Annotated in this window: 26 protein-coding genes, 1 tRNA gene and 1 other RNA gene; 13 read left to right on the top strand and 15 right to left on the bottom strand. The window is 38.0% G+C overall.

The features are described from left to right. Positions 1-92: 92 nt before the first annotated feature. Complete coding sequence (locus ACZZZW_RS15750; RefSeq protein WP_463494801.1) at positions 93-1,169, top strand: sensor histidine kinase; 1,077 nt, start codon at positions 93-95, stop codon at positions 1,167-1,169. Here ACZZZW_RS15750 and ACZZZW_RS15745 read toward each other — a convergent pair. Next, on the bottom strand, positions 1,155-2,258 hold the full coding sequence (locus ACZZZW_RS15745; protein WP_055906698.1) for a metallophosphoesterase: 1,104 nt from the start codon (positions 2,256-2,258) through the stop codon (positions 1,155-1,157). The two genes, ACZZZW_RS15750 and ACZZZW_RS15745, sit on opposite strands and share 15 nt — an antisense overlap. A 263-nt stretch (positions 2,259-2,521) precedes the next feature. Here ACZZZW_RS15745 and ACZZZW_RS15740 point away from each other — a divergent pair, with 263 nt between their 5' ends. After that, on the top strand, positions 2,522-3,724 hold the full coding sequence (locus ACZZZW_RS15740) for a DUF763 domain-containing protein (RefSeq protein ID WP_463494799.1): 1,203 nt from the start codon (positions 2,522-2,524) through the stop codon (positions 3,722-3,724). 512 nt (positions 3,725-4,236) lie between these two features. Here ACZZZW_RS15740 and ACZZZW_RS15735 read toward each other — a convergent pair. Together ACZZZW_RS15735 and gltB are read right to left on the bottom strand one after the other, a co-directional pair. Next, entirely contained in the window at positions 4,237-5,703 is a 1,467-nt protein-coding gene (locus ACZZZW_RS15735; RefSeq protein WP_463494797.1) for a glutamate synthase subunit beta, read from the bottom strand. Positions 5,704-5,706: 3 nt separating this feature from the next. After that, positions 5,707-10,206, bottom strand: a complete 4,500-nt coding sequence (gene gltB, locus ACZZZW_RS15730; RefSeq protein ID WP_463494795.1) for a glutamate synthase large subunit — start codon at positions 10,204-10,206, stop codon at positions 5,707-5,709. Positions 10,207-10,628: 422 nt separating this feature from the next. On the opposite strand from gltB, the gene ffs reads away from it, so the two are divergent. Then, positions 10,629-10,728: signal recognition particle sRNA small type (gene ffs / locus ACZZZW_RS15725), an RNA gene on the top strand. A 91-nt stretch (positions 10,729-10,819) separates the two neighbouring features. Further along, entirely contained in the window at positions 10,820-11,479 is a 660-nt protein-coding gene (gene fsa, locus ACZZZW_RS15720) for a fructose-6-phosphate aldolase (RefSeq protein WP_010602758.1), read from the top strand. A 332-nt stretch (positions 11,480-11,811) separates the two neighbouring features. Here fsa and ACZZZW_RS15715 read toward each other — a convergent pair whose 3' ends face one another. The 3 genes from ACZZZW_RS15715 to ACZZZW_RS15705 form a co-directional block, all read right to left on the bottom strand. Then, positions 11,812-12,318, bottom strand: coding sequence for a D-glycero-alpha-D-manno-heptose-1,7-bisphosphate 7-phosphatase (locus ACZZZW_RS15715; RefSeq protein ID WP_463494793.1), 507 nt, complete (start codon positions 12,316-12,318; stop codon positions 11,812-11,814). Between the two features lie 250 nt (positions 12,319-12,568). Further along, positions 12,569-13,855, bottom strand: coding sequence for a sugar MFS transporter (locus ACZZZW_RS15710; protein WP_463494791.1), 1,287 nt, complete (start codon positions 13,853-13,855; stop codon positions 12,569-12,571). A 104-nt stretch (positions 13,856-13,959) separates the two neighbouring features. Next, positions 13,960-15,042 carry a formylglycine-generating enzyme family protein gene (locus ACZZZW_RS15705; RefSeq protein WP_463494789.1) on the bottom strand — a complete coding sequence of 361 codons (1,083 nt, stop codon included), beginning with the start codon at positions 15,040-15,042 and terminating at the stop codon, positions 13,960-13,962. A 220-nt stretch (positions 15,043-15,262) separates the two neighbouring features. Between ACZZZW_RS15705 and ACZZZW_RS15700 the strand changes: the two genes are divergently transcribed. The 3 genes from ACZZZW_RS15700 to ACZZZW_RS15690 all read left to right on the top strand — a co-directional run bounded on the left by ACZZZW_RS15700 (position 15,263) and on the right by ACZZZW_RS15690 (position 17,356). Then, positions 15,263-15,335: transfer RNA gene (locus ACZZZW_RS15700), tRNA-Lys, on the top strand. A 256-nt stretch (positions 15,336-15,591) separates the two neighbouring features. Continuing rightward, positions 15,592-16,830 carry a site-specific integrase gene (locus ACZZZW_RS15695; protein ID WP_463494787.1) on the top strand — a complete coding sequence of 413 codons (1,239 nt, stop codon included), beginning with the start codon at positions 15,592-15,594 and terminating at the stop codon, positions 16,828-16,830. Beyond that, entirely contained in the window at positions 16,823-17,356 is a 534-nt protein-coding gene (locus ACZZZW_RS15690) for an ORF6N domain-containing protein (protein ID WP_463494785.1), read from the top strand. Before ACZZZW_RS15695 ends, ACZZZW_RS15690 begins: the two co-directional genes overlap by 8 nt. Before the next feature lie 99 nt (positions 17,357-17,455). Here the strand turns inward: ACZZZW_RS15690 and ACZZZW_RS15685 are convergent, their stop codons facing one another. Beyond that, positions 17,456-17,857, bottom strand: a complete 402-nt coding sequence (locus tag ACZZZW_RS15685; protein WP_463494783.1) for a helix-turn-helix domain-containing protein — start codon at positions 17,855-17,857, stop codon at positions 17,456-17,458. Positions 17,858-18,262: 405 nt separating this feature from the next. Between ACZZZW_RS15685 and ACZZZW_RS15680 the strand changes: the two genes are divergently transcribed. Then, positions 18,263-18,889 carry a HEPN domain-containing protein gene (locus ACZZZW_RS15680; RefSeq protein WP_463494781.1) on the top strand — a complete coding sequence of 209 codons (627 nt, stop codon included), beginning with the start codon at positions 18,263-18,265 and terminating at the stop codon, positions 18,887-18,889. Between the two features lie 158 nt (positions 18,890-19,047). Continuing rightward, entirely contained in the window at positions 19,048-19,635 is a 588-nt protein-coding gene (locus ACZZZW_RS15675; RefSeq protein WP_463494779.1) for a hypothetical protein, read from the top strand. Positions 19,636-19,940: 305 nt separating this feature from the next. On the opposite strand, the gene ACZZZW_RS15670 is transcribed toward ACZZZW_RS15675, so the two are convergent. The 8 genes from ACZZZW_RS15670 to ACZZZW_RS15635 form a co-directional block, all read right to left on the bottom strand. Further along, complete coding sequence (locus ACZZZW_RS15670) at positions 19,941-20,552, bottom strand: hypothetical protein (RefSeq protein WP_463494777.1); 612 nt, start codon at positions 20,550-20,552, stop codon at positions 19,941-19,943. Positions 20,553-20,564: 12 nt separating this feature from the next. Then, complete coding sequence (locus ACZZZW_RS15665; protein ID WP_463494775.1) at positions 20,565-21,518, bottom strand: relaxase/mobilization nuclease domain-containing protein; 954 nt, start codon at positions 21,516-21,518, stop codon at positions 20,565-20,567. Continuing rightward, positions 21,508-21,882 carry a plasmid mobilization protein gene (locus ACZZZW_RS15660; RefSeq protein WP_463494773.1) on the bottom strand — a complete coding sequence of 125 codons (375 nt, stop codon included), beginning with the start codon at positions 21,880-21,882 and terminating at the stop codon, positions 21,508-21,510. The genes ACZZZW_RS15665 and ACZZZW_RS15660 overlap by 11 nt, the downstream gene beginning before the upstream one ends. A 152-nt stretch (positions 21,883-22,034) precedes the next feature. Then, positions 22,035-22,346 carry a hypothetical protein gene (locus ACZZZW_RS15655; RefSeq protein ID WP_463494771.1) on the bottom strand — a complete coding sequence of 104 codons (312 nt, stop codon included), beginning with the start codon at positions 22,344-22,346 and terminating at the stop codon, positions 22,035-22,037. Further along, positions 22,339-22,605 (bottom strand): helix-turn-helix domain-containing protein, encoded by a 267-nt coding sequence (locus ACZZZW_RS15650; protein WP_463494769.1) that lies wholly within the window; start codon positions 22,603-22,605, stop codon positions 22,339-22,341. The genes ACZZZW_RS15655 and ACZZZW_RS15650 overlap by 8 nt, the downstream gene beginning before the upstream one ends. Positions 22,606-22,616: 11 nt before the next feature. Continuing rightward, the gene (locus ACZZZW_RS15645) at positions 22,617-22,883 is read right to left on the bottom strand and encodes a helix-turn-helix transcriptional regulator (protein ID WP_463494767.1); all 267 of its coding nucleotides are present in this window, start codon (positions 22,881-22,883) and stop codon (positions 22,617-22,619) included. 155 nt (positions 22,884-23,038) lie between these two features. After that, positions 23,039-23,809, bottom strand: a complete 771-nt coding sequence (locus ACZZZW_RS15640) for a hypothetical protein (protein ID WP_463494765.1) — start codon at positions 23,807-23,809, stop codon at positions 23,039-23,041. A 500-nt stretch (positions 23,810-24,309) separates the two neighbouring features. Further along, positions 24,310-24,510 (bottom strand): AIPR family protein, encoded by a 201-nt coding sequence (locus ACZZZW_RS15635; protein ID WP_463497765.1) that lies wholly within the window; start codon positions 24,508-24,510, stop codon positions 24,310-24,312. A 337-nt stretch (positions 24,511-24,847) separates the two neighbouring features. Between ACZZZW_RS15635 and ACZZZW_RS15630 the strand changes: the two genes are divergently transcribed. From ACZZZW_RS15630 to ACZZZW_RS15615, 4 genes are all read left to right on the top strand, one after another. Further along, a complete protein-coding gene (locus tag ACZZZW_RS15630; RefSeq protein ID WP_463494763.1) occupies positions 24,848-25,057 on the top strand; it encodes a hypothetical protein in 210 nt (69 codons plus the stop codon). Between the two features lie 310 nt (positions 25,058-25,367). Then, positions 25,368-26,081, top strand: a complete 714-nt coding sequence (locus ACZZZW_RS15625; protein WP_463494761.1) for a hypothetical protein — start codon at positions 25,368-25,370, stop codon at positions 26,079-26,081. Beyond that, positions 26,060-26,344, top strand: a complete 285-nt coding sequence (locus tag ACZZZW_RS15620) for a hypothetical protein (protein WP_463494759.1) — start codon at positions 26,060-26,062, stop codon at positions 26,342-26,344. The genes ACZZZW_RS15625 and ACZZZW_RS15620 overlap by 22 nt, the downstream gene beginning before the upstream one ends. Further along, a complete protein-coding gene (locus ACZZZW_RS15615) occupies positions 26,341-26,973 on the top strand; it encodes a hypothetical protein (RefSeq protein ID WP_463494757.1) in 633 nt (210 codons plus the stop codon). Before ACZZZW_RS15620 ends, ACZZZW_RS15615 begins: the two co-directional genes overlap by 4 nt. Positions 26,974-26,993: the final 20 nt, after the last annotated feature.

Genomic DNA, 26,993 nt, shown 5'->3' with positions numbered 1-26,993 from the left:
CGGAATTTACGGTTGAATTGTTTATATTATTTACTTATTAATCATAATCTTTACCTTTAGTGTTTCATTGCCACCGAATAAATATATAGTAAATGCAGATTAAAAAAGCCGAACCGATTAAGCATACAGATAAAGATATGCTTTTTACCAAATTAGCATCCTACGAAATTCTGAATACCCCGGCTGAAAGTGCTTTTGATCGGATAACACAGCTTGCTGCTCAAATATTTGATGTGGCGCATGCAGGAATAGGCTTTATGGCAGTAGAACAGATGTTTGTGAAATCACAATATGGTTTACCTGCAAACCATGCATCCGCTTTTTACAAATCATCGCCAATTGTTACCGCAGATGGTTATGCTATCGGGTTAATATATGTGGCTTCCGATTCGGCCCAAAATGCTGATGAGAAACAATTGGAGATGTTAGGTACTTTGGCCGATATGGTAATGGAGAAGCTTGAATCCAGAATCGCAATCAGAAAAACGTTCAGGGCTTATGATGACCGCCTGCATGTATTGGTTCATGATCTTAAAAATCCTATGACTACAATTTCATTACAATCGGAACTGCTGGGAAGAATACCCGGTATTGATGAGCGCGCAGCGGTAGTTGCAGGTAAAATCAATATGCAATCGAAGCGGATGATTGATAATTTAAATGGAATTTTAAGCAATGCACGTAAAGAAAGTCATTCTTTTAAACCGCAAAAAGCAAAGGTAGATTTAAAAGCAATTATCGAACAGGCAATTGATGATCTGAGATTAAAACTCAACCATAAAAACCAGAAAGTATTGATCGGTATTGAAAATTCTTTGGAAGTTTTTGCAGATGCTGATAAAGTAAAAGTTGTTTTTGAGCATATTATCGATAATGCAGTTAAGTTTTCTCCTCAGGGGACTGAAATTGTTATTTCTCATCAAATCCATGAAAATGAAATAACCGTTGCGATAAAAGATAGTGGTGTGGGTTTAACTGAAGAAGATCTTGATAAAATTTTCTTAAAATTTGCGCCATTGAGTGCTAAAGCGACCAATAATGAAAATAATTACGGCTTAGGATTGATTGCCGTAAATGCAATAATTGATATACATAAAGGAAAACTGTGGGCAGAAAGTAGTGGAAAAGATTTAGGTACAACTTTTTATGTTACGTTACCCATTAAATAACTTTAAATCAGATAAATCACTGAGTTTCATTTCTTCAAGTAATATTCTTTTTGGGATATCATTTTCATGGTACGACCACTTTATCAGCCTGATCATACCAGATTCGATTTCAATTCCGGTAATATCTCCATCGTTAAAACAACAACAGCCGCTGTTAAAGTAGCTGGGCTGGTACTTCCCTAAACGTGGTGCTTTATCGCCTTCTTTAATGCGTTTATGAAGTTCTACTTCCAAAAACTCGAGATCTTTTACGTTTTTCTCTTTTTGAGCCCGATCTAATTTTACATAAATCCGCTCCAGGTGCGTTAAAGATGCAAATACTGGCTGGTGGGTATGTCCGGTAATCAATGCCATATTCTCCTGTTCAGCAATCCAGCTGTACATCATGGTATTGTGCACCGTTTTAAGCTGATTATCGTAAGCGGGTGTATTTGGGTTAATTTGTAGGTAGGCTTGCAGTGGTGCCCAAATGGTACTTACAAACCATTTACTAAACCAATTACCATCGCTTTGCAAATCACCCTGATGACCGTGTGTAAGGAAAATATCCAGTTTGTTTTCTCCAATTTGCGCCCGGAGGATTGCGCCTTCATAAATGCGGATTTTTTTTCCATAAATTCTGTTCAGGTTAAATCCTGCCAGTGGATCATTGTCCCAATATAAATCGTGATTGCCGAATATTTTTGTGAAACGGTTTTTATTAATAAATAATTTTTCTGCTTCAAAAGTATCTTTATTGTGTTTGATTACCGATTCCATTAAATTTTCCCAAAGCTCTTCACTATCGCCAAGGTTTATATAATGGAAATCCTTTTCGTTGTAATATTGGAGTGCTTTTAAGTAATTTTTTTCTGATAATGAAAAATCGTCAGCGTAATCACGGGCACCTTTATGTTGGTCGGACAAAATGATAAATTTATCTTCATTGGTGATTTCAAAAATAAGTCCTCGTTTACCAGGGTCCTGATTAATGGTTTTGTATAATTTGCTTAGGGCTTCATGAATACGTTTGCGATCTGGTCTTGAACCGAATCTATTCGACATGCGGATGATCCAGGCACTCAGTAAACGTTGTAAGAGTTTTCGCATGTATAATTGGGAACTCGCTTTAATATTGGGTTGTGTATCAAAGTAACAAAAAATATTGTTAATCGTTTTATTTCATTGTAACTGTGGTTCCAAAAGATAATTAGGGCAGAAAACCAAAAGAATTTGTAGGGTAAAAATCTTTTCAAAGATTAGCAACCATTTTACAATATTCCATTTACACAACTAAAACATTTTCTGTAATAGAGAATTAGCTGATTAAAATTCTATAAATAGTTAAAAATATTTTACTAAATTTGTTAGTATTGAAAAGATCAGGAAGTGCAGATTTACCCTTACACTATGGCCATGTACCACCATGGTTGGCTCAACGCATGGCTACACTCGGCCTGGCCATTACTGAAGCGATATTGTTAGAGTATGGCAAGGCAGAAGTTATCCGCCGTTTAAGCAGTCCGTTTTGGTTTCAAAGCCTCGGGGCTGTTATGGGTATGGATTGGCATTCATCTGGCATTACCACATCGGTAATGGGTGCTTTAAAAAAATCAATCAATCCGTTATCTAAAGAATTGGGCATCTATATTTGTGGTGGCAAAGGGAAATACAGCAGGGAAACGCCAAATGAGCTATTAAAAATAGCCGATAAAACAGGTTTAAACGGAACAGAATTGGTACGGGCGAGCAAACTCAGTGCTAAGGTAGATAATACTGCCATACAAGATGGATTCCAGTTGTACCTTCACAGTTTTGCTTTAAGCAATGAAGGCGATTGGGCTGTGGTGCAGCAAGGCATGAGCAATAGCAGTTCTACTGCAAGAAGATACCACTGGCATTCTGAAAACCTGAAATCTTTTGTGGAGGAACCGCACACCGGAATTTGCGGAATAAACCAGGGCCAGATATTAAATCTGACTTCAAATGATGCAGGTAAAACAAGGCAGAGCATGATGGATATCACGGCTGAATCGCCCAACAGGATGCTTGCCGAAATACAAAAACTGGTCATGCCGAATCACCATGATGTAAAATCGAAAGATGTAGATTTAAAACGTTTAGGAAGTATTTTGTGGCTGGCGCAAGAAAAAAAGCCGAGTGATTTTGAAGAATTGTTGTTATTAGAAGGTATGGGCCCTCGAACCTTGCAATCAATGGCTTTGGTGAGCGAAGTAATTTATGGCACGCCATCACGTTTTACTGATCCTGCACGTTATTCTTTTGCACATGGAGGTAAAGATGGACACCCCTTCCCAGTTCCTGTAAATGTATTTGACGAAACAATAAGCGTTTTGCAAAAGGCAATTGATAAAGCTAAAATTGGAAACTCAGATAAACAACAGGCAATAAAGTCATTGCATCAAATTGCACGCAATGCAGAAAATGATTTTATTCCCAATATGGATTTTGATAAGGTAATTCAGAAGGAGCGTAACGAAAGCTGGAAATATGGTGGCAGAACGGTTTTTGGAAAAGAGCAACCACCAAGAGACGAGCAGTTGAAGTTGTTTTAGTATTGTTTTTTAGACTCAGAGGCACGGGATTTTATTAAAAATCTTACAGGAAGCATAATTGATGAGTTTTAGGGGCGATACAATCGCGTTTCTCGTTCATCCTCGTTACAAACGAGGACGATAGACCAGTAGATACTGAAACAAGTTCAGTATGACGACTTATATATATTGAAAAAAAAATAATTCCGTGTTTTCAGTGTTTCCGTGGCAAAAAAGTCAATAGATAATGATCTATTTAGATAGCTGCTGAAATAAGTTCAGCATGACGACCTGCTCACATACGGATCGCTACAACAGAATTCAAATCCGTGATTTCAGTGTTTCCGTGGCAAAAAAATTAATAGATAATAATCTAGTTAGATAGATACTGAAACAAGTTCAGCATGACGACCTGCTCACATACGGATCGCTACAACAGAATTCAACTCCGTAATTTCCGTGTAAAGACTGCATGAAAACAAAAAAGGTCGTGATTTGCACCACGACCTAAAAAATATAGAATTTAAACTTAATTAAGCATAAGCGACAGCATCTTTCGATGCCAGTTTGGTTGTTCCCATTAAGTATTCGTCTACCTTGCGGGCAGCCTCTCTACCTTCAGATATGGCCCAAACCACTAATGATTGTCCACGGCGAACATCACCTGCTGCAAAAATCTTTGCAATATTTGTTTGATAAGTATGTTCTGAAGCCTTTACGTTTCCGCGGTTATCAAGCTCCACCCCTAACTTTTCAATTAAACCTTCTTTTTGAGGATGTAAGAAACCCATTGCTAAAAGCACCAGTTCGCAAGGAAGATCTCTTTCGGTACCTGCAACTTCTTTAAAAGTAACCGGCCGTCCGTTAGCATCAATTTCCCATTCAACATCCACCACTTTTAAAGCCTTAAGATTTCCATTTTCATCAGCAATGAAGTTTTTCGTATTTACCGACCATGCCCTTTGTGCACCTTCTTCATGTGAGGAAGTATTTTTTAGCAACATCGGGTAATTTGGCCAAGGCATATTTTCATTACGTGTTTGAGGAGGCATTGGCATAATTTCAAACTGTGTAACAGATTTCGCACCGTGACGGTTTGAAGTACCAATACAGTCTGATCCGGTATCACCACCACCAATTACAATTACATTTTTACCTGTAGCCATAATCTCTTCCACTTCGACAGCCCTGCTTGCAACGCGTTTATTTTGCTGTTTTAAGAAGTCCATAGCATAATGCACTCCTTTAGCCGAACGGCCAGGGATTGATAGATCGCGAGGAATTGTAGAACCACCAGCTAATACGACGGCATTAAAATCTCTAAGCAAAGTGCCTATTTCAACATTTTCGCCAACGTTAGCATTACATCTGAAGATAATTCCTTCTTCTTTCATCAAATCGATTCGGCGGTCTACCACATTTTTCTGCAATTTAAAATCCGGAATACCGTATCTCAATAAACCACCTGGTGCATCATCACGTTCGAAAACGGTTACTTCATGCCCAACTTTATTTAACTGAGCAGCAGCAGCCATACCTGCAGGGCCTGAACCGATAACAGCTACTTTTTTACCGGTTCTGATTAATGGTGCTTTAGCCTTTATAAAACCTTTTTCAAAGGCAATTTCAATTATGTGTTTCTCAATCTCCTCGATTGAAACAGGCGGACGGTTAATGCCTAACACGCAGGCAGATTCGCAAGGTGCAGGACAGATCCTTCCTGTAAACTCAGGAAAATTATTGGTACTTAATAAAATATTTGCTGCCAATTCCCATTGACCCTGATAAACGGCATCGTTAAATTCTGGAATTACATTGCCTAATGGGCAACCTGACTGACAGAATGGAACGCCGCAATCCATGCAACGTGCAGCTTGATTATTTAATTCTTGTGTGGGCAATTCATTTAAAAATTCCCCATAGTGTTTTACACGAGTTGCAGCCTCTTCTCTAGTGGGCGCAACTCTATCGTATTCTTGAAATCCTGTTACTTTTCCCATGGCTTAGTGTGTTTTTACTTGTTGATTACGTTTGCTTAAAACTGCTTTGTATTCTTTAGGGAATACTTTAACAAAATGTGCAGATTGAGATTTCCAATCACTTAAGATAAACTCTGCTACTCTACTATCTGTTAAGCGAATATGTGTTTTAAGTAAAGCTAAAATACGTTCTTCATCTTCAGCCTGTAGTGGATCAAGATCTACCATTTCCTTATTGCATTTGCGTGCAAAAGTTCCATTGGCATCATAAATCCAGGCCACACCGCCACTCATACCTGCTGCAAAATTACTTCCGGTATCGCCAAGGATCAGCACTTCACCACCTGTCATGTATTCGCAACCGTGATCGCCCACTCCTTCTACAACAGCTGTTGCGCCAGAGTTACGAACAGCAAAACGTTCACCTGCCTTACCGCGTGCAAATAATTCGCCCGAAGTTGCACCATAAAGTGCCACGTTACCAATAATAATATTTTGCTCTGGAACAAAAGTAGAATTAGCAAAAGGATAAATCGCCAATCTGGCACCTGATAAGCCTTTACCTACATAATCATTAGCTTCACCTTCTAATGATAGCGTAACTCCACGGGTATTGAAAGCCCCGAAACTTTGTCCGGCTGAACCTACAAACTTAAAGTTGATGGTATCCGGAGGTAAACCTGCACCTAAATGAACTTTCGAAATTTCATTCGATAACATCGTTCCTAAAGCGCGATCGGTGTTTTTAACTTCGAAACTCGCAAATACAGGCTCATTATTAGCTATGGCTGGTTGTGCCGCTGCTATTAATTTATGATCTAAAACATGATCCAAACCATGATCCTGACCTTCTGTATTAAATAAAGGCAGGCCATTGTCTTCAGCTTTATATAATATTGCTGATAAATCAAGGTGTTTCAATTTCCAGTCTTCAATAGGCAATTCTCTTACTTTTAAAATATCGGCCTGGCCAATCATTTCGTGGATGGTTCTGAAACCCAATTCAGCCATAATCTCACGCAATTCTTCAGCAAGGAAATAAAATAAGTTAACCACATGATCGGCATCACCGGTAAATAATTTTCTCAATTCAGGATCTTGCGTTGCAACGCCAACCGGGCAAGTATTTAAATGGCATTTACGCATCATGATACATCCTGAAGTTACCAAGGCAGCTGTTGCAACCCCCCATTCTTCGGCGCCCAATAATGCAGCGATAGCAATATCTTTACCAGTTTTAAGCTGTCCATCAGTTTGTAACACAATGCGGTTACGCAATTTATTTTTCACCAATGTTTGATGCGCTTCTGCTAAACCAAGTTCCCATGGTAAGCCTGCGTGTTGAATTGATGTTAAAGGAGAAGCTCCTGTTCCACCATCAAATCCCGAAACCAAAATTACATCGGCATGTGCTTTAGCCACACCAGCTGCGATTGTGCCAACTCCTGCTTTTGAAACCAGTTTTACATTAATTCTGGCAGCACGGTTCGCATTTTTTAAGTCGAAAATCAGCTGTGCTAAATCCTCGATAGAATAAATATCATGGTGAGGTGGAGGAGAAATTAAACCAACTCCTGGTGTAGAGTGACGAACTTTTGCAATCCAATCATCTACTTTATGCCCCGGCAACTGGCCACCTTCTCCTGGTTTAGCACCTTGAGCCATTTTAATCTGTAACTCGTCAGCGTTGGTTAAATAATAACTGGTTACACCAAAACGTGCTGATGCTACCTGTTTAATCGCTGAGCGCATACTGTCGCCATTTGGCAATTTAGTATAACGCATTTCATCTTCACCACCTTCACCGGTATTGCTCTTTCCGCCGATGCGGTTCATTGCAATGGCTAAAGTAGAGTGTGCCTCGTGAGAGATTGAACCGAAAGACATAGCCCCTGTTGCAAATCTTTTCAGAATTGATTCAGTGGATTCAACTTCGTTTAGCGGTACCGACGGACGGCTATAGTTAAATTCAAACAATCCGCGGATGGTATAAGCTTGTTGCGTTTGCTCATTAACCAGTTTAGAGTATTGTTTAAAGATATTGTAATCGTTTTTGCGGGTTGCATTTTGAAGCAAGTGGATGGTTTGCGGATTAAACAAATGCGCCTCACCTTTACGACGGAATTTATAAGTTCCTCCGGCAGGCAATAAATGCTCTGTTTCAGTCAGCGGACCAAAACTGCGGTGGTGTTTGATTAATGTTTCTTTAGCAATTTCATCCAGACCTAAGCCACCGATACGGGAAACTGCGCCAGTGAAATAAGTGTTTACCACCTGTTTATTTAAACCTAAAATCTCAAAAATCTGCGCTCCCTGGTAAGATTGCAGGGTAGAAATACCCATTTTAGAAAAGATTTTAAGCAAACCACTGTTTACGGCGTAAATGTAGTTTTTTGTTAATTGCTCTGCTGATAAACCAGATTCTTTTTGAAAACCGTTTATGGTTTCTAAAGCTAAATATGGGTTAATTGCAGTTACACCAAAACCTAATAAAGTAGCAAAATGGTGTACCTCCCAGATGTCGCCCGCTTCAATTACAATACCTACAGCACCACGATACCCTTTGCGGATTAAATGGTGGTGTACTGCAGAAACCGCCAATAATGATGGCATAGCAGCATGTTCTGAATCGATTGCCCTATCTGTTAATACAATTACCTGGAAACCATCTTCCACGGCATCAACAGCGTAACGGCACAAACGGTCTAAAGCTTTTGCCATTGCACCTGGTTTGCCATCAGCCCTAAAATAAGTCTGTAAAGTTTTCGCCTGGAAAACTCCGGTATCAATACTTCTTAACTTTTCAAGCTCCTGATTGGTTAAAATTGGGTGTTTAATGGCTACGCAATGCGATTGTAATGGATTTTCTTCTAAAAGATTTCCGTTACTGCCCATAAAACTTGCCAAACTCATTACCACTTTCTCGCGGATAGGATCAATAGGCGGATTGGTAACCTGTGCAAATAACTGCTTAAAATAAGAGGATAAGTGCTGAGGACGCTTAGATAAAATGGCCAGAGGGGTATCAGTTCCCATTGAACCAATTGGCTCTTTGGCTTCTATAGCCATTGGTTTAAGCAAAAGATCAACGTCTTCCCTGCTGTAACCAAAAACCTGTTGATATTTAAAGATAGATTCTTCAGATAAGCCGGTAAACATTACACGTGGCTCAGGCAATTCTTCCAAACGGATCTGGTACTGATTAATCCAGTCAGCATATGGGCTTTTACCACAAACCTGTTGTTTAATTTCGTTATCGCTTATAATTCTACCCTGCTCCATGTCTACTACGAACATTTTGCCAGGCGTTAAACGGCCTTTTTCTATTACTGTACTTTGATCTATCGCAAGTGCACCAGCTTCTGAACCCATGATTACACGGTCATCAGAGGTGATGGCGTAACGCGATGGACGCAGACCGTTACGATCTAAAGTAGCACCAATTAATTTTCCATCTGTAAATGCAATTGCCGCTGGTCCATCCCATGGTTCCATTAAAGTAGCATGAAACTCATAGAATGCCCTTTTAACAGGATCCATGTCTTCATTGCCATCCCACGCTTCCGGAACCAGCATCATTAGTACGTGTGGTAAAGTTCTGCCTGCATGAAGCAACAATTCAATAACGTTATCTAAACATCCTGAATCTGAGTTGGTTTCATCGATAACTGGCAATAACATATCAAGTTCTTCCGGAGTAAAATATGCCGAAGCAAAAGATTTAACACCAGCCCTGAACCAGTTTAAATTTCCCTGTAAAGTATTAATTTCACCATTGTGGGCAATAAAGCGGAATGGCTGGGCCAATCTCCACGAAGGGAATGTATTTGTGGCAAAACGTGAATGTACCAAACCTAAAGCAGAAACCATTCGCTTATCGGAAAGATCGGTAAAATAAGTACGAACCTGCAATGAAGTAAGCTGACCTTTATATATAATGGTTTGCGCAGAAAGCGAAACAATATAAAAATCTTTACCGCCATGAACGGTATTGACGATTAGCTTAATGAGGTAGTTTTTAAAAATATAAAGTTTTCGTTCGAAATCTGCTCCTGGAGCAACTGTATAAGGGCGGGCAATAAATACCTGCTCAATTTCGGGTTCTACAGAAAGTGCCATATTGCCAATATCTGTTGTATCAACATCAACTTTTCTGAAGCCTAAAATTTCAAGGCCAAGTTTTTCGGCGGCACGGTAAATTAATTCTCTGCACTCTTCTCTGGATCTGATATCCTTTGGCATAAATAACATACCTACACCATAATTATTGGTTTCAGGTAAGCTAAAGCCAGCTTTTAAACATTCATCATAAAAAAATTCATGGGGAATCTGAATCATTATACCAGCACCATCGCCAGTATTCGGTTCTGCTCCACATGCCCCTCTATGATCTAGATTTTCTAAAATAGTAAGTGCATCGGAGATGATTTGATGCGATTTTCGCCCTTTCACATGTGCAACGAACCCAATACCGCAGGCATCGTGTTCAAATTGCGCATCGTACAATCCACTGTTTGGTTCCATTCTTTGCTCGTTAGTTGTTAGTGTATAGGAAACACTAAGATACGAAAAACAATCTTTAAATTACAGAGTTGACATGTTTTTTAGAAAAATTTTAGCCCTTATGTAATTTAAAGTCTTAAAATTAAAATAATACTAATATAAGCTCAATATAATTATCATATTAATAATGGTAAGATTATACAATAAATTCAATTTTAAACGCAAAAATCAGCCTAAAACGTTTTATTTAAGTATTTACATATAAACAAACTATTTATAAATGAAAATATTAAACCTGCCTGCTTAGACATCTATATTTTTAGTGCATTTTAAATTTACACATTTAAATTTTATTAATTTACTAATCAACAAGATAGCGCATTTGATAAAAAAAATAGAAAAATGCATTTCGGGAAACAACTTCTTTTTCTACCTTTGTGGCCGGGCAAGTCTTTTACGACCAGCTCCCTTTGAACTCCCCCAGGGTGGGAACACAGCAAGGGTAGAAGGTTGTAGCGGTGCGATAGAAGGTGCTTGCCCTTTTTTTTACCCCCTTACCCCCTGAAGGGGGGATATTAAATTCTTCAGGGGTTCTTGTAACAGAACCTAGTAATCATTTTAAGAATTTATAAGCATGAAATTTTTTATTGACACAGCAAATCTTGATCAAATCAAAGAAGCGCAAGATCTTGGCATTTTAGATGGAGTAACCACTAATCCTAGCTTAATGGCTAAAGAAGGTATTACCGGCGAAGAAAATGTAATCAATCATTATAAAGCCATCTGCGATATCGTTGATGATAACGTTAGTGCTGAAGTAATTTCTACAACTTTCGATGAGATTGTTAAGGAAGGTGAAGCTTTAGCAGCTTTAAATCCAAAAATCGTTGTTAAAGTTCCGATGATTAAAGATGGTGTGAAGGCCATTAAATATTTTTCATCTAAAGGAATTAAAACCAACTGTACTCTAATTTTCTCTGCGGGCCAGGCTTTATTGGCTGCAAAAGCTGGAGCTACCTATGTTTCTCCGTTTTTAGGTCGTTTAGATGATATTTCAAGTGATGGTTTGGTTTTAATCGAAGATATCAGAACTATTTTTGATAATTACGGTTACGAAACTCAAATTTTAGCAGCATCAATCCGCGGACCATTGCACATTGTAAACTGTGCTAAATTGGGAGCTGATGTTATTACTGCACCATTGGCAGCGATAGTTGGTTTATTGAAACACCCATTAACCGATAGCGGTTTGGCTACATTCTTAGCTGACCATGCTAAAGCAGCTGGTAAATAAGTTTGGAGATTTTAGTTTGGAATGTTGAGTTCCAAATGTATAAAAAAGACCTAAGTTAGTATTTAACTTAGGTCTTTTTTTGTGTTATAGAAAGTGTAACTGGACAGGTACTTAATGTGTTTTATTGCGTTTGCCACGGAAACACAGAATTCACGGAAATTTATTATGTTTTCTAAACGCGTTACTCAATTTGGTGATTTCATCCTAAGCCCTCACGCGTCTTCCTGAACTTGTTTCAGGATCTTAATCATAAGTTGACCACAGTTACTCATTAAGAAGTTAAGATCATATGGCAGTTTGCTTATTCCAAACTCCAAGCCCTAACCTCCAAACTAAACTAAAGATTCCCGGCTTAAAGCTTCCTTAATCTTTTCATAACTAATATGCTCATCCGGCGCTATCAAAATTCCCTTCACTCCTGCCCCGTTTGCGGCTTCAACATCTCTAGGTTTATCGCCAATCATGATAGATTGTGCAGGGTCGATATCGTACATTTCAATTGCATCCAAAATCATACCTGAAGCTGGTTTTCTGCATTTGCATTCGCCGCCTACTGTTGGGTGATGTGGACAGTAATAAAACGCTGCAATATCTGCCCCTTTTGCTAAAAAAGCATTTCTAAGCATTTGATGCATTACCCCTAATTCCTGTTCTGTATAACGTTTTAAGGCGATACCACCCTGATTTGTAATTACAATGAGGAGATAACCTTCATCGAATAGCTTTTTTAGTACTGGTATCTGATAGTTTAATATTTCGAAATCTTCTACGCGGCAGATGTAATCATATATTTCGTGGTTGAGTACGCCATCGCGATCGAGAAAAATAGCTTTATTCATTATTGTGGTTTGAGATAAGAGTATTGTGATTAGAGCATGTATCATAAAGGTAGAATTGTCACCCGCCCTATCAATGACCTGTTTAAATGCCTATCAGCATTTAGACATGCTCGACGTGACATAATTTGAATGGAATTGCTACAAATGATACATTTTCTTTATAATCGCCAAAATAAGGAAAAATTAAGGACAAAAGAAAGCCCAATCTTTTTAGAGACCGGGCTTAATCATATAATTTATTTGGTTGGGTTTATTTTAAATTCAATCCGGCTTTGTGTCCTTTTATGGCGAAAAACAAGATATATAAATAACAAGGCAATACGGTTAGCAAATAAGCCAACTGGAAGTTTACATGGAGTTTTTCATTTAGAAATGCATATAATAACGGCATAATTGCACCGCCGGCAATACCCATTACCATAATAGCTGAACCGATTTTAGTAAATTTACCTAAATGGCTGATGCCGAGTGGAAAAATCGCAGGCCACATTAATGAATTCGCCAATCCTAATAAAGCCACAAAAATTACAGCGAACCAGCTCGAAATCGCAAAAGATAATACCGTGAATATGATACCTAATATTGCACAGATCCTCAATGCTTTTTGTTGTGAAATGTATTTTGGAATGGTAATTATACCAACAATATAACCAATTAACATACTAAATAGCGTAATTGAGGTTAATTTCCCACTAATTTCGGTACTTATTCCCAATTCGCGACCATAAATACCAATAATATCACCTGCCATAACCTCAGCACCTACATATACAAAAATACAGAGTGCGCCTAAAAATAAATGCGGAAACTGAAATATGCTTTGGTGTTTAACAATGGCTCCTTTACTTTCGTCAACAATATCTTCTTCTACCTCAACTTCCGGTAAATCAGTAAATTTGATAAAAATGGCGAATAGCGAAAAAACTATGGCTAAAACAATATATGGCATGTTTACACGGCCTAAAACGTCGTTTAATAAGTGCTCGTGCACAGCACCGGTAGCTGCCTTAATTTTCTTTTCTACTTCAGATGCATTTTTCAAGAACAGGCTTCCCATAATTAAAGGCACAATCATTCCTGCAAATTTGTTGCAGATACCGGCTATGCTGATGCGTTTTGCCGCACTTTCTATGGGGCCAATAATTGTTAAATATGGATTTGAAGCGGTTTGAAGCAAGGCCAATGCAGCACCCTGAACAAAAATCCCTGTTAAAAATAAACCAAATGTTCTGGTTTGTGCAGCCGGAATAAAAATAAGCGAACCTACACCCAAAATTACCAAGCCTAACACGATACCATTTTTAAATCCCACTTTTTTAAGTATCCATGATGATGGTAATGCCAAAAAAAAGTAAGCCATATATGAAGCAAACGTTACAAAAAATGCCTGTAAGTTTGATAAGCCAAAAGATAATTTAAAGAAAGGAATTAATGTTCCATTTGCCCAGGTTACAAAGCCAAAAATAAAAAATAGGGCACAAATAATTAGGAGTGGTTTAGGGCCCTGTGCTTGACCCGATTTTGTTGTTTGTTGCATAAAATTTGGTTCGGTTTAAGTTGTAGCGACCAAACTAAACAATAATATTAAATAATGTGTAGGGCAAACGTTTGCGTGATTTCATCTTTGATTGATAAATAAACTTAATTGGTGCTTACGCATCTGAAACCAGTATGTTCAAGGCCGGTATCTGCTGAGGTTTTCATTCTTGAAGTTACACGATATCCTTTACAATAAGAGGCATTACACATAAAAGAACCGCCCCTTACAACCCTTTTGGGTATAGTAGGCTCCATAGGATCGTAGCTATCTTTTGGCCCTTTTGGATTGTTGGTTAAGCCGGTAAGCGTTCCGTAATAATCAGGACGATACCAATCACTGCACCATTCCCAAACATTACCTGCCATATCAAATAATCCGTAACCATTCGATTTAAACTGTTTTACAGCTGCTAAACCATTGTATCCGTCCCAATCCGTATTTTTAACCGGGAAATTACCTTGCCAAGTATTGGCTTTCGCATTACCTTTTTCTATATCTTCATTTCCCCATGGATACTTTTCGTTTTTCAAAGCACCTCTTGCTGCATATTCCCACTCTGCTTCTGTTGGTAAACGTTTTCCAGACCATTTGCAATAAGCCATCGCATCATCCCAAGAAACATGTACCACAGGATAATTTTCTTTTCCTTTAATATTACTTTTAGGTCCGTGAGGATGTTTCCAGTCTGCTCCTTTTACCCAGCGCCACCATTGCGAAGCATCGTTTAATGAAGTAATGCTTTTTGGTTGGTAAAAAACCAGAGATGCAGCAACAAAAACACTATCTGGTGGTTTTGGCGTGCCTGCAGGAAGCTGTTTTTTCATTTCTTCCCAGTCTGGTTTGCGTTCGGCAGTGGTTTTATATCCGGTTGCATCAACAAATTTTTTGAAACTTGCATTGGTTACTTCAGTTACATCAATCCAAAACGAAGCAAGTTTTACCTGATGTTGCGGATATTCATCATCTCTACCCTCTTTATCGGATGCACCCATGGCAAATTCTCCGGCAGGGATTAAAACCATCCCTTCATGACTAACCTCATTCGAAGCAAAACTCGAAGAATCTTTTACTGCACCAAAACGGCTTGGCATATTTTTTTCGCAGGATGCTAATGAATCTTGTTTGTGCTTCGCCTGTTCTTCTTCTTTAACTTTATTGGATTGGCAGGAAAATATAGTGAGCATCGGCAAAAAAAGTAAGACGGCAAGAGATCTACGCATAGGATAATATTAAATTATGAGCCATAAAAATATCAATTCTAATTAAAAAAGAGAAGGTAAATAATTAATTCGCCTATAAATCAATACACTAACGCATTTGATGATTTTTTATTTGCAGGAAACACTCCATAACCCTATATTTGCACCACTTTAAATGAAACGGATAACGTTTTTAAACAAAGTAGATTCCGTAGCTCAGCTGGTAGAGCATTACACTTTTAATGTAGTGGTCCTGGGTTCGAATCCCAGCGGGATCACAAAGTCAATGTCAAAAACGCTAAAAACCTGCAAATCAAACATTTGCAGGTTTTTGTTTTTTACGGAAATGTCATTTTATGCATCGTTTATGCGTGTTTTGGCATAGTCTGGTGAGTAATCTGGTGAGTTGAGCTAAATTTCAAATTTACTCACCAAAACGGCTTAACGAATTGAATTACAAGCCGTTCAACTCCCGCACATCTTGTAAAGGTCTTACTGCAATGCTAATTTTGTTTCACTCTTAATGTTATCATTATGAAAACCAATTTTAGTGTGCTTTTCTATCTGAAAAGACAAAAAAACTATGAAGGTGATGTAGCACCGATTTACATCCGACTCACACTCAACGGTAAACGGGCAGAGATTTCTACTGCACGTTCCTGTCATCCTAGCCTGTGGAACTCGTTTTCCGGTAGAGCCAGTGGTAAAAAAGAAGAATCAACGACTCTGAATTTTCAGTTAGACCAGCTGCAACGAAAGGTCTACGATGCATACAAGTCGCTGTTAAATGCAAATGAAGAAATTTCAATTGCTTCAATCAAAGCAAAATTCCAGGGCAAGGAGATTAATATGTTGTCCATCCTTGACGTTATCGATGAACACAATGATGAAATGAGGTCTCTGGTTGGAAAAGATTATGCGCCAGGTACGCTCAAACGTTTTCTAGTCCTTAGAAAACATGTTCAAGAATTCATTCAAAGAAAATACAAACTGGATGATCTTGATCTGAAAAAGGTAGATCAGAAATTTATAAGTGATTTTGATTTTTACATCCGCTCGGTAAAAAAGTGCTCGAACAATTATACTGTTAAAGTATTAAAAAGCGTCGGCAAGATCATCAACATAAGCCACCACAATAAACTAATTGAAAATAATCCATTTGTAGGATATAAAGGCAAAACAAAGAAGACCGACAGATTTTTCATGGACGAGGACGAACTTCAAAGAATTACTGAAAAGGAATTTTCAACTCAAAGACTTGGCACGGTTCGCGATGTATTTTTATTCTGCTGCTATACTGGTCTGGCGTATACAGACGTCAAAAACTTAAGAAAAAACCATATCAATAAAGGTATTGACGGTGAGCAGTGGATAGTCAAGGTAAGGCAAAAAACTAATACTCGTTCTGCAATACCGATTCTCCCGCAAGCACAAGTCCTGATAGACAAATATGCTGATCATCCCATGTGCGATGGGAATATGCTACTACCGGTTCTCAGTAACCAAAAAATGAATGAGTATCTGCACGAAATAGCGACGATATGCGGGATAAATAAAAACCTAACCACTCATATTGCCCGCCATACCTTTGCAACAACTGTAACGCTGTTAAATGGGGTCCCAATTGAAAGCGTGTCCCAGATGCTGGGCCATACCAATATCAGAACCACTCAGCAATATGCGAAAGTTGTGGACATCAAGGTTGGTGCCGACATGGCCAAACTAAGAGAAAAATTATCTCAAAAATTAAATAAGAAAAGATCAGATGGATAATCACATAATTACTGATGAATTGGTGCTTAACCGGATTTATCTTATTAGAGGTTACAAGGTAATGATTGATTCAGACCTTGCTAACCTTTATGGCGTAGAAAATAAACAGCTTAAAAGACAGGTTAGAAGAAACATTGAACGTTTTCCTGATGATTTTATGTTTGAAATCACGGCTGAAGAGTATTATAATGCAAGGTGCCAATCTGGCACCTTGGAATCTGGGACTAATCTGAAGTACCTACCTATGGCCTTTACAGAGCAAGGCGTCTCAATGCTTTCGAGCGTATTATCAAGTACAAGAGCGGTACAAATGAATATTCAGATTATCCGAATTTTCACAAGGGTCAGAAACGTATTACATGATAACATCGAAATTAAACTCGAAATCGAAAAGATAAAGAAGAAGTTGGATAATCAGGATAAGAATATGGAGATAGTATTTAAATATCTTGATGAATTATTGGATAAGCCAGAATTACCGAAACCAGTCAGGAAGCGAATAGGATTCAAACCAGATGATTTATAAAATTCACCTAATTTTTAACGGCCAAAAGTCTATGTCAAAAAAAGCAAAAGGGCTTATCACAATTTGTGATAAGCCCTTTTGCTTTCTAGTTTAAAAACGTTAAGACTTCTTTAGAAGATCGATCTTTTCACGCTCGCTTGCTAATAATCTTTCATATAATTCGACGATTTTCTCTATAGTATTAAAAGTAGGCTGATAATTCAGAGAGCTAGCAATTAGGGTTGAGTTGTCACTGCTCGTGTTATGGAAAGTGTTAGATATAACATTGAATACTGCTTCATCAGAATATTGTTTAATTCCCTCGGCAGTTACACCCAAAACTTTAGCGACTTTATCTAATGTCGAATCTTCAATATCTTCACTCTGTTCAAGTTTACTTATAGCTTGTTGACTAACCCCCAATTCATTGGCAAGCGCTTCCTGTTTCATACCACGTAATTCACGTATACGAGAAATTTTACGTCCTAGGTGCATTCGAGTGTTTTTTTCAGATGTTTCCATAACCAAATATACCTATTTTTTTCTGACCGTTAAAAACAACTCGTTTTTCGTATTTAACAACCCACTTGTGGTTCGGCACACTTGGATTGATTTGCAAATTCGATGCAACTTAAAAGTCGTATAGTAATGAAAACAAATCAATCTACACCTACCCATCGAGTTGACAGCATCATGGATATTGTAAAATTACTGGTTGAAAAATTCAAGCCAATGTATATTTACTGTTTTTGCAGGATTACCAAAAGCGCTACCAAATCCGGATGTTTTGGTTCCAACTATATTGTAACTGAACACCATTACTTTCTCCTAATGGTTATGGAAAGTAAAACAAGAAACGAGCATGAAGCGCAGGATTTTTGCAATACAAGATTTTATTCTGGAAAAACCACAATATTATCGCATAGCATGGAAACCATTCAGGAATGCATTTCAAAAAACAACCGTTTTTTCATTTCCATTATAAATAACTCACAGCAATTGTATAGCGCTAATGGTATTTTCAATATAGCCGAAAAAATTAATTTTGATCCATCTAAAGATTTGGAAAAGGCAACTAAGCATTATGCCCACAGAATTAAACTGGCTTCTGGTTTTTTGGAAGGCGCAGCAGACTGTTACAGCAATGAACATTTTGCGGTCTCACTCTTTATGGCGCATCAGGTAATAGAGCAATGCACTATAGCATTATTACGCATTCATCTATCGTACCGCTCAGACATCCACCATCTTGGACGACAGCTTGACTTATGCTTGAGCTTTTCATCATTACCCTACGAAATGTTTAAATCAACCGCTGAAGATCGAAGACTATTCGAAATTTTGCTTAAAAGTTATTCTCAGGCCCGATATAATGATACGTTTAAAGTCGAACAGGATGATGCTGATAAAATTCTATCTAAAGCTTACGCTTTTGAAAAATTGACAAGAAGTCTGTGCGAGGAAAAGATAGCAGAATTTGAAAGACAAGAAAACATTGTAAATGAAATTGATTTTAGCAATAACGTTCAGATGCATGAATTTCAGAGCACTTAAATATTTATTAAATGAATTTTTATTTATTCCAATTAAACCAATAACTCTTCATTTGATTAAAAAAACCTTCCTAAATGATCTGAGTAAATCAACTATTCTTCATATAACAGCTTACGAACAATGGCTTTGATGATAGAACCACAATAAAAAACATCACTATGAAAACTAAGATAAAACAAAAATGTAAGAACCGGATTAATTTCCTTGAAGATAAAGAAATAGACATGCCAATGAACCCCATAACAGCTTTCTTCGATGCCGCATGGTTGCCTCAACATTTGGAAATGTTAAGGGATTGGCGAGATGATGTTTCATTTGAATCAAGTCATCCGATCAAAAGTAGTCCGTCAGACAGGTTATATGATCATGAACTTACCATGAAGCTTATTGAAGCTGCCTGGTTAATTCGAAAAAAAACAATTGGAAAACTTGATATTGAGAATGATGAAGATAATGTGATTAAAGAATGGTGCATAAAAAATGAAAGGAAACAATTACGGGATTACCCAAGCCATCTGGAGGCAGATGAAATTATAAATCCTTCTACGGTGATTAAAAAGTTTTTTAAAACCAATAAACTGCGCCACTACAAATCTATTCTGAGAGACTGGCTATATGATGCTTTAAGTCATAATTATATGGAGGAAAGTCTATCCAAAGAACAAATTATTCCCATTTACGAAAACCTAGTTTGCCTGTTTGAAGCAATGTGGTTAATTAGTGAACGAAACAAAATACGTTCTTAAAATTTGTTCGATTGCTCTCGGCGAGCTTTGTAAGCGGGGTATTGTTGAGGATATTCATTTAAAATCCTTACTAGCTATGTATTATTTTTCAATAACGTTATTTATTGAGCAATCACGGTAGTAGAAAACACACTAACAATATGTGGACAATACTTTCTGTTTTAGTAAATATGATGGCTTGCAGAAAGATTTAAGTTGTGAAATTGTTTATTTTTTCTGACTACAGTAGTAAAAGCAATTTTGGGGAATATAGAACTAATATCAAAAGAGCCAATCGATGGCCCAAATTTGTTTGATTCAGGAACCTATCTTCTCTTCTTAATATTATTTGGCTTTAGAGCTTTGGTTTCAGCTTTGGCTTTCTGATAGGCAGACTTTGCATTCCGTTCTTTTTCGAAAGCTAGTATTGCCTGCTTATGCATTAAAATTTGCTTATCAGCTTCTTTCATAATGTTATCTCGATCAATCAGATATAGTGAATCAATTATCGCAGCTAATCCAGGTTCACTACCTCTTATCACTTTAAACTTATCAGCCTCAGCTGAGATATTCCAGTTTTGAGAAAACATATAGAGAGCGAAACCAAATGAAAAAATGGAAGCAATTATGATAATCGCTAAACCGGTAAAATAAGGTTTTGATCTGAAATCAAAATTATGATAGTGCCTGACTGGAATTACTGCCGGCACCGAAGCTGATTTGTTAATTAAAACTTCCATGCGGTGATTTAAAACAGAGAAGTCCCCTTCATGTTTCTGCTGTAGCAAAATCTCTATGATCTTTGAAAAAGATTTTTCGTAGTTGACCGGCTCATTGTTAATAAGCACATCCAATTTTTCTTCGTAGATTTTTTGTTTACTGATGAAAAGCTCAATCAGCTGCTCTATGTTTTCTAATTTTTCTTCAGTATTCTCCATAAGTTTATTTTTCTAGCGACCTCTTGCCTGACTTTGTTCTTCTTCCTCTTCACCATCGTAAATTCCTTTTTTTCCTTTACCTCTTGGGTCTGCTTCAGGTTCATTAGCAGCTACTGGAAATGCCGAAGGAGAAAAAAGGATATTAACTGCTTTAAGCAATCCCATCGGCTTAGGCAAGGAATTTATTTCAGGCGAATAGCCAGATTGCTTCCCTCTGGTTTTTGCACTCCTAAGTATATTGGATTTTGATATAAAGTGGTCTGAGAGCTTACCAAAGCTCAGTGACCTGTCGATTTGGGAGCCTTTAAATGTATAATTTCCAGACTTGAAGGATATTCCCTGAATTTCTGCGCTGTAAGCTTTATATTTAAAAACCACATCAATACCTGAATTTGATAAACCCAAAACAAAGTCGTGCCAATCCTTACTTCTTTTTTGCGCTTCCTTTATCGAATCAAAAAGTTCATATTTTATTTTATCGCTTCCCTGCAAGGCCTTGCGATTGACCATATTTCTATTATTTGCTACAAATAAACCGTGGTTTAAAGTTATGCTCCTGCACGCCGCTACGTTTTTTTTAAATTGAAACTGATCCGAAATCACCTTACCTTCATTACTAATCCTATTGTAGATAATATGTAAATGAGGATGATGGTTATCATGATGCCGAACTATTAAGATTTGTGTATTTCTAATCCCCATCAGCGCCAGATACTCTTTTGCCATTACCAGCATATTCTCATTATTCAGTTTATCCGAATCCTCTTCACTCCAACTAAGGGAAATATGGCCAACTGCTTTTGAAAGCCCTGGATTCATTTGCCGCTGCAAATCAAAATCCTTGACAATCAAGGATGGATCAGCTAACCTTATTCCATCCCCATAAAGTAACTGTGCATCCTTTTTATTGACCACATAACGAACGCAGCCTCCAAAACTTTTCCCAATAACCACCTTACCGATCATTTTTAAAAAGTTTAGCTATTATTTCATTTATCTCATCAATAAGTACTCTGCACTTTTTCTGAAACAGCAACAGACCCTGCTCATGAGATAACTTAGTTAACTGATTAAGATTATTAGCCATACCGGCTAGTATCCTGAAGATTTTGAGTTCTTCGGGATTCAGTCTAGGAGAAACCTTGGCCGATTTTGCTGCTTGGCGAAACCAATCGCTGATTCTCATACCGGCCTGTTTTGATTTCTGCTCAATCATAAAATACTCTGTTTTACTTAACCTCACTCTTACTCCTGAATCTTTTTTTACTTTCTTTACCGGCCTACCGCCTTTGGATCTTAGAGATCTTTCTGATGTATCTAACTCTTTCATACGCTTTGTTCTTCCTACTTTTTGCGACCATCGGGAGTAAAAAGACAAGTTCTTTTTCGCTCATAGCGGAAAAGGTTTTTGTGTAACAAAAACACAAACTTGCTCCCTCATAGTTTTAAAAAAACTACAGTCTCCTAGTTCAGCAAAAAATATCAATTTTTACTCCGATTACCCCACGTCACAAGACTACCTTTTCTAGGATGAAAAGACGGCTGATAAATAATATAGCCAAGCTGATCTAATTCTTTAATGCATTTGTGATATGTAGCAATTGAAGAAATTTTGGAAAATGACATTAATATTTTCCGGGTTATTGAAAACGTATTTTTTTGTCCTTCTTGAGTCCAACAAATAATTAAGCCGGCAAATAAAGCTAGGTGGGGCATCTTAATCTTATCATCCCTACTGATACGTTTTATTAAAAAATCATGATCTGCTCTGATCTCAGGTTTAGAATTATTCATTTTTCTCTCCTTCCATTATGGCATTAATGTCGTCCAATCTGTAATAAAAAATACTGCCCACTTTTGTAAAAGCGAGTACCCCGTTAATTCGCAGGTTTTGTAAAGTCCCTGGCGAAATCTTCAACATCTTTCTGACCTCTGCACTTCTTAGCCATTTCTTTTGCTGTGTACTGCCGCCCTTTAATAATTGTTCAATTGCATTTATCATATCCACTTTGAATTCTGATAAATCTTCTTTTGTAATAAGGTCTAATCTCATTTTTTAAAAATCTAAAGTTTGATTTCTTGCTGCATCGCATTAACTATTTCGCTGCGTTTAAAATAAATTCTTTTATGGAGCCTCAAAAAAGGAAGACCTTTCTTCATCCAGAGATTTAGCGTTACCAGCGAGATACCCAGTTCGTCTGCCAGGTCAGTCTTAGATAAAAGCCTTTCTGAAATTTGAATATCAATGTTTTTTGTAAAGTGTTCGTGTAGTTCTGTGCGTACCGCGTCACGTATACATGCACTGAGATTTTTTTGATTGATAATTTCCATATGATTTGATTTTTGAATCAAAAGTGTGGTTTATGGAAATTTAAAGATTACCATACGGAATCGCATGGTAAGAATGGTGCCTTATGTAATAAGAAAATTTAGTTAGCCACATTAACGAAATAACATAACTGACCACGAGAATGAAAAGATAGACCTTAGGACCGTTTATTGGAAAGGCTTATCTGAAATACTCTATGTTTACCAGGAATAGATGCTGAACGCCTGCTAGGATCGCTTCTATTGGCGGGGAAATACCTTCGAACGGTATCGAAATTTATTTCTTTATGATTATGTCGGAAATATTTACAAATCATCTTTACCCAGACAATCTGGGTTTGGGAAAATACTAGCTCTTTATCTCCATCAATTTTGATATCCTGTATCTTATGAAAAAGATCCAAAAGTTTGAGTAAGTGGCCATCAGAGATGTTAACGTAATCTCCAGTCTCATGCCTTCGAGCTTGATCAAGTTGTAATTTTAACTCAATCAGATTCTTTTTAAGGGATTCTATTTCTAAAGTTTGCCTTGAAATTACCTCGTCTTTTGCCTCAAATGCTTGGTCGTCATAAAAACTGTTATCTAGATAATCAAGGAAAGCACGTAGTTTAATTTTACTTTCATTTATCTTACCATGCCTATTAAAAAAAGACCCCGGTTTATCATTCTTTAACAGGTCTGTGATACCATCTTTAATCAAATCCCTCACATGCTTATAGAATTCAGAATCGTTTGAACCTCCATTCACCAATCTGAAGTATTCCAAATGATAACTATAAAGAGCATCGAATTCGTGGTTTTCAGTATCGTAAACGACGTTTAAAAAATGTTTATCATAGTGGGTTTTGTACCAAGAATATGAATTTCCGATATCATACGGATGCTCTCTTTTTCTAAATGGCTGAACAGGTTTAAAGTATTCCTTCATAAGATAAGTTTTGTAAAAATAAAGTAGATGCTTAAGAATTAGACTTCCATAGTATACATTCGTTACAACACTCGTATTCAGCTAATGTAGTCGATAAGACGTTGATGCATTTTTGGAACAAAATAGCCTGGATTTAAGTTTATGGGAGTAAACCAATGATGTCACGAAAAATAGGAAAAATATTAACTGTTTTGACAAACAGCTTTGAGATAACAATTTGCAAGGTTAATGTTAACTGTGTCTCGAGGCGCGGGAATCTGCCGAAATTCTCCAAAATCGACGTTTGGTGCAGTGACTGTATAAACCGTAGCCCTGAAATAAAGACGACCCGGCAACTTTTTTGAAAAATCCTTCTCCACAGAAAGCATGAACTTGGGATAGTTCTTTTCAGCCCCAAGGAAACAAAATAAGGTAGATGCCTCCATGTGTTCAGATATTTGCACATCTCCGATTTGACGAACTTTTGGTACAGCGGATACTTAAATTTAAAGGCATCCTGGCTAATTAGTAGACTCCTTGGTGAAAAGCTCTCGATACTGGCCCTTCACTCGTTCAAAAAACCAAATCGTTTGCTTGTTGTGATCACAAGGATGACTAGCATAGGTAGTCCTCGAAAGCTGCTCTATACGCTGCAAAAATGGATGATTGGAAGAATGATCAAGATCGGAAACCCTGTTCTGGGTGTTAGAAAATCTTGAGATATTAGGAACCTAGTTTACCCTTTCAGTGCGATCAATTTCAAAAATTTATCGCCAATGTGCCACAAATATAATTCGGGAAACAAAAGTTCCAAAGATCCCATTGAGCATATCAATGGCAGAAAATTGGCTTTTTATCCTTACGTGAGCCAGCACCCGGAAATCGAATTCAGTTTCAAACTCACTATACCAAGGATTGTTGGCAAACTCTCCCCTTCAGATTATCAGCTTGTGATAACCTGAGCGGCGGGCAGTGAAGAACTTGAGTCATGGAAACGGCTTTTCAAAATCGAAACCGGCTATAAAAAAGATGGTTCTATTGATTTTTATAGACGTTACGATGAATTTTTTTTGCAATAAACACAATGCCAAGGAGTGGTTTGAGGATATTTATGAATATTTTGGAAATGCCAGTATGCTCGAAGGGATCGAGCAGGCAGAGCAATATTTCAAAAAGGTGCTACGGGCGACCACAAGGAATCCCCGCTCGCCAAAGGATATCCTGAAAAGAAAGTTCCTGGAAGAATGCCGTTCAGCGGGTTTACTTTAAGGATCGGCTGAGGGGATTTCAACGGACTGTTACCACAGCGTCTTGTTGAACAATGCGTTGCCGCAAACGCAAATGACGCAGGCCGGCGGCCTTTTTACACAGCCTTTCATGCGGTTTCCCAATTTGTTGTTGTGCTTTCTCCCTGGCTTGGAAAACATTCAGGTTTTACTTACAGTAATACAGTTCCCGATAGGCAATTCTTGGAGTCCTGTGCTGATCCAAAGGGCCACAAACGGCTCAAAAAACAAATCTTGGATAAACTCACCGAAAACTTCTATCTTGTTGCTTAAAACCAAATTAACCTCTCTTTATGCAAAATCAAGAACAAAATGCCAGTGTTAACTTAAATATCTATGTGATCCGCTTTAAAGCCAAGGGTAGTTCAGATAAGGAGCTGCTAAAAATCAACGATGTCCTGGGCGATAAAACCTTTGGTCAAAAAATGCAGGACCTGATCCGTCATTTTGATACGCCATACGTTTCCAGTGGGAACGAGCGTATGCTTTACTTCCAACAACTGGATCCGGACTACAAGAAGAACACCCTTTATGGACTGATGCGCAAGGGCATCAGCAGTGAGGAAAGATATGTGGAAGAGGTGAAAATGGTGGGCCGGATAAGGAAGGCTGCTCAGGTTGCGGTAATTAGCACTGATCAATATACCTCGAGCCATTTTTTCTTTAGTCTGTGCCAACCTGAAAAGGATTCCAAAGGAATCCTGCTGATCGCGCAAAGTTTTAAACAATACGGCTTCAAGGAGATTTTTGAAGAATCTTTCAAGGATTATGTTGCCAGATTCAATCCCGATGTGAGGTGTTTCATTACCCAACTATCGATTCCGGCGCTCTATGACAAGATCATTGATGAAAGCACAATCAAAAAACTGACTTTTAAACGCCATGGCCTCTCGCCTGAATTTGAGGACTCCTTTATCACCAAGGCTGCAGAACCGGGGAAGAATTTGAGGTCAGTCTATCCGTTCAGGCAAAAAAAGGTGGATTCATGGGCTTCAAAAAAACCCTGAAAACATTCAAGGATAGCGATACCACTTTCATGGAAATTTTTCCGCTGGAAAAATTCGATTACCATGACCTGAGCGCCGAGGTTTTTCTCGGCGGTAAGAAACGTGTCCTGAACATGAGCCGGCCGCAGGACCTGGGCACTTATTATGACATTACAGCGGATATCGAATTTGATGATAAAACCAAACATCCCGTTTATGCCAGCATCAAGGATCAGGCGAAAGCGATCATGAACGATGACATCCTGCCCAATGTTAAATTATGATGAAATTCATTAAATCAGTCTTCAGCAGGGTGAATGTTTGGCCTATCGTATCCGACCACCTGAGCGCCTTTTATGATCATAACATTTTGATCAATCAGAACCGCAAGGTGATTCCGCGGACGGATATTTTCCTGTTTCTGATCCTGCCCGGGCTTTTAGCCGGTGCATTGATCGGATTGTTCCATATTTCTTTCGATAAAGATGTGATTAATATCCTCATCACCTCGCTATCTATCTTTCTGGGATTATTGCTGAGTTTGCTTGTGCTGGTATTCGATCTTGGCAGAAAGGAAAATGAGCAGCTCAACACTGCCGATCCAGAGAAGATCAATCTGGTAGGCAAGATCAAGGATAAGATCAAGCTGGTAAGGGAGATTTTCTCTAATGTACTTTTTACCATCCTACTGGCAAGTGTTGCAATAATCAGTGCTCTGGGTACCCAACTGATCACCCTGGATTCGTACATTGTGCTGCCGGCATCCAAAATATTGGACGGGATTACGCTTGTCTATTTTTATCTGTCACATTTTATAGCGCTGTTTCTGATTATTGAGTTCATGATTTCATTGCTGATGATTTTAAAGCGTTTTAAAATTCTCTTTGAGATTGAGTTTAAGTCGATGGACTGACCTTGTTTGCGAAAAAAAAG

It is taken from the genome of Pedobacter sp. AC379 (assembly GCF_979258145.1).
The sequence above is the reverse complement of the archived record's forward strand: the minus strand, read 5'-3'. Positions and strand labels throughout refer to the sequence as shown.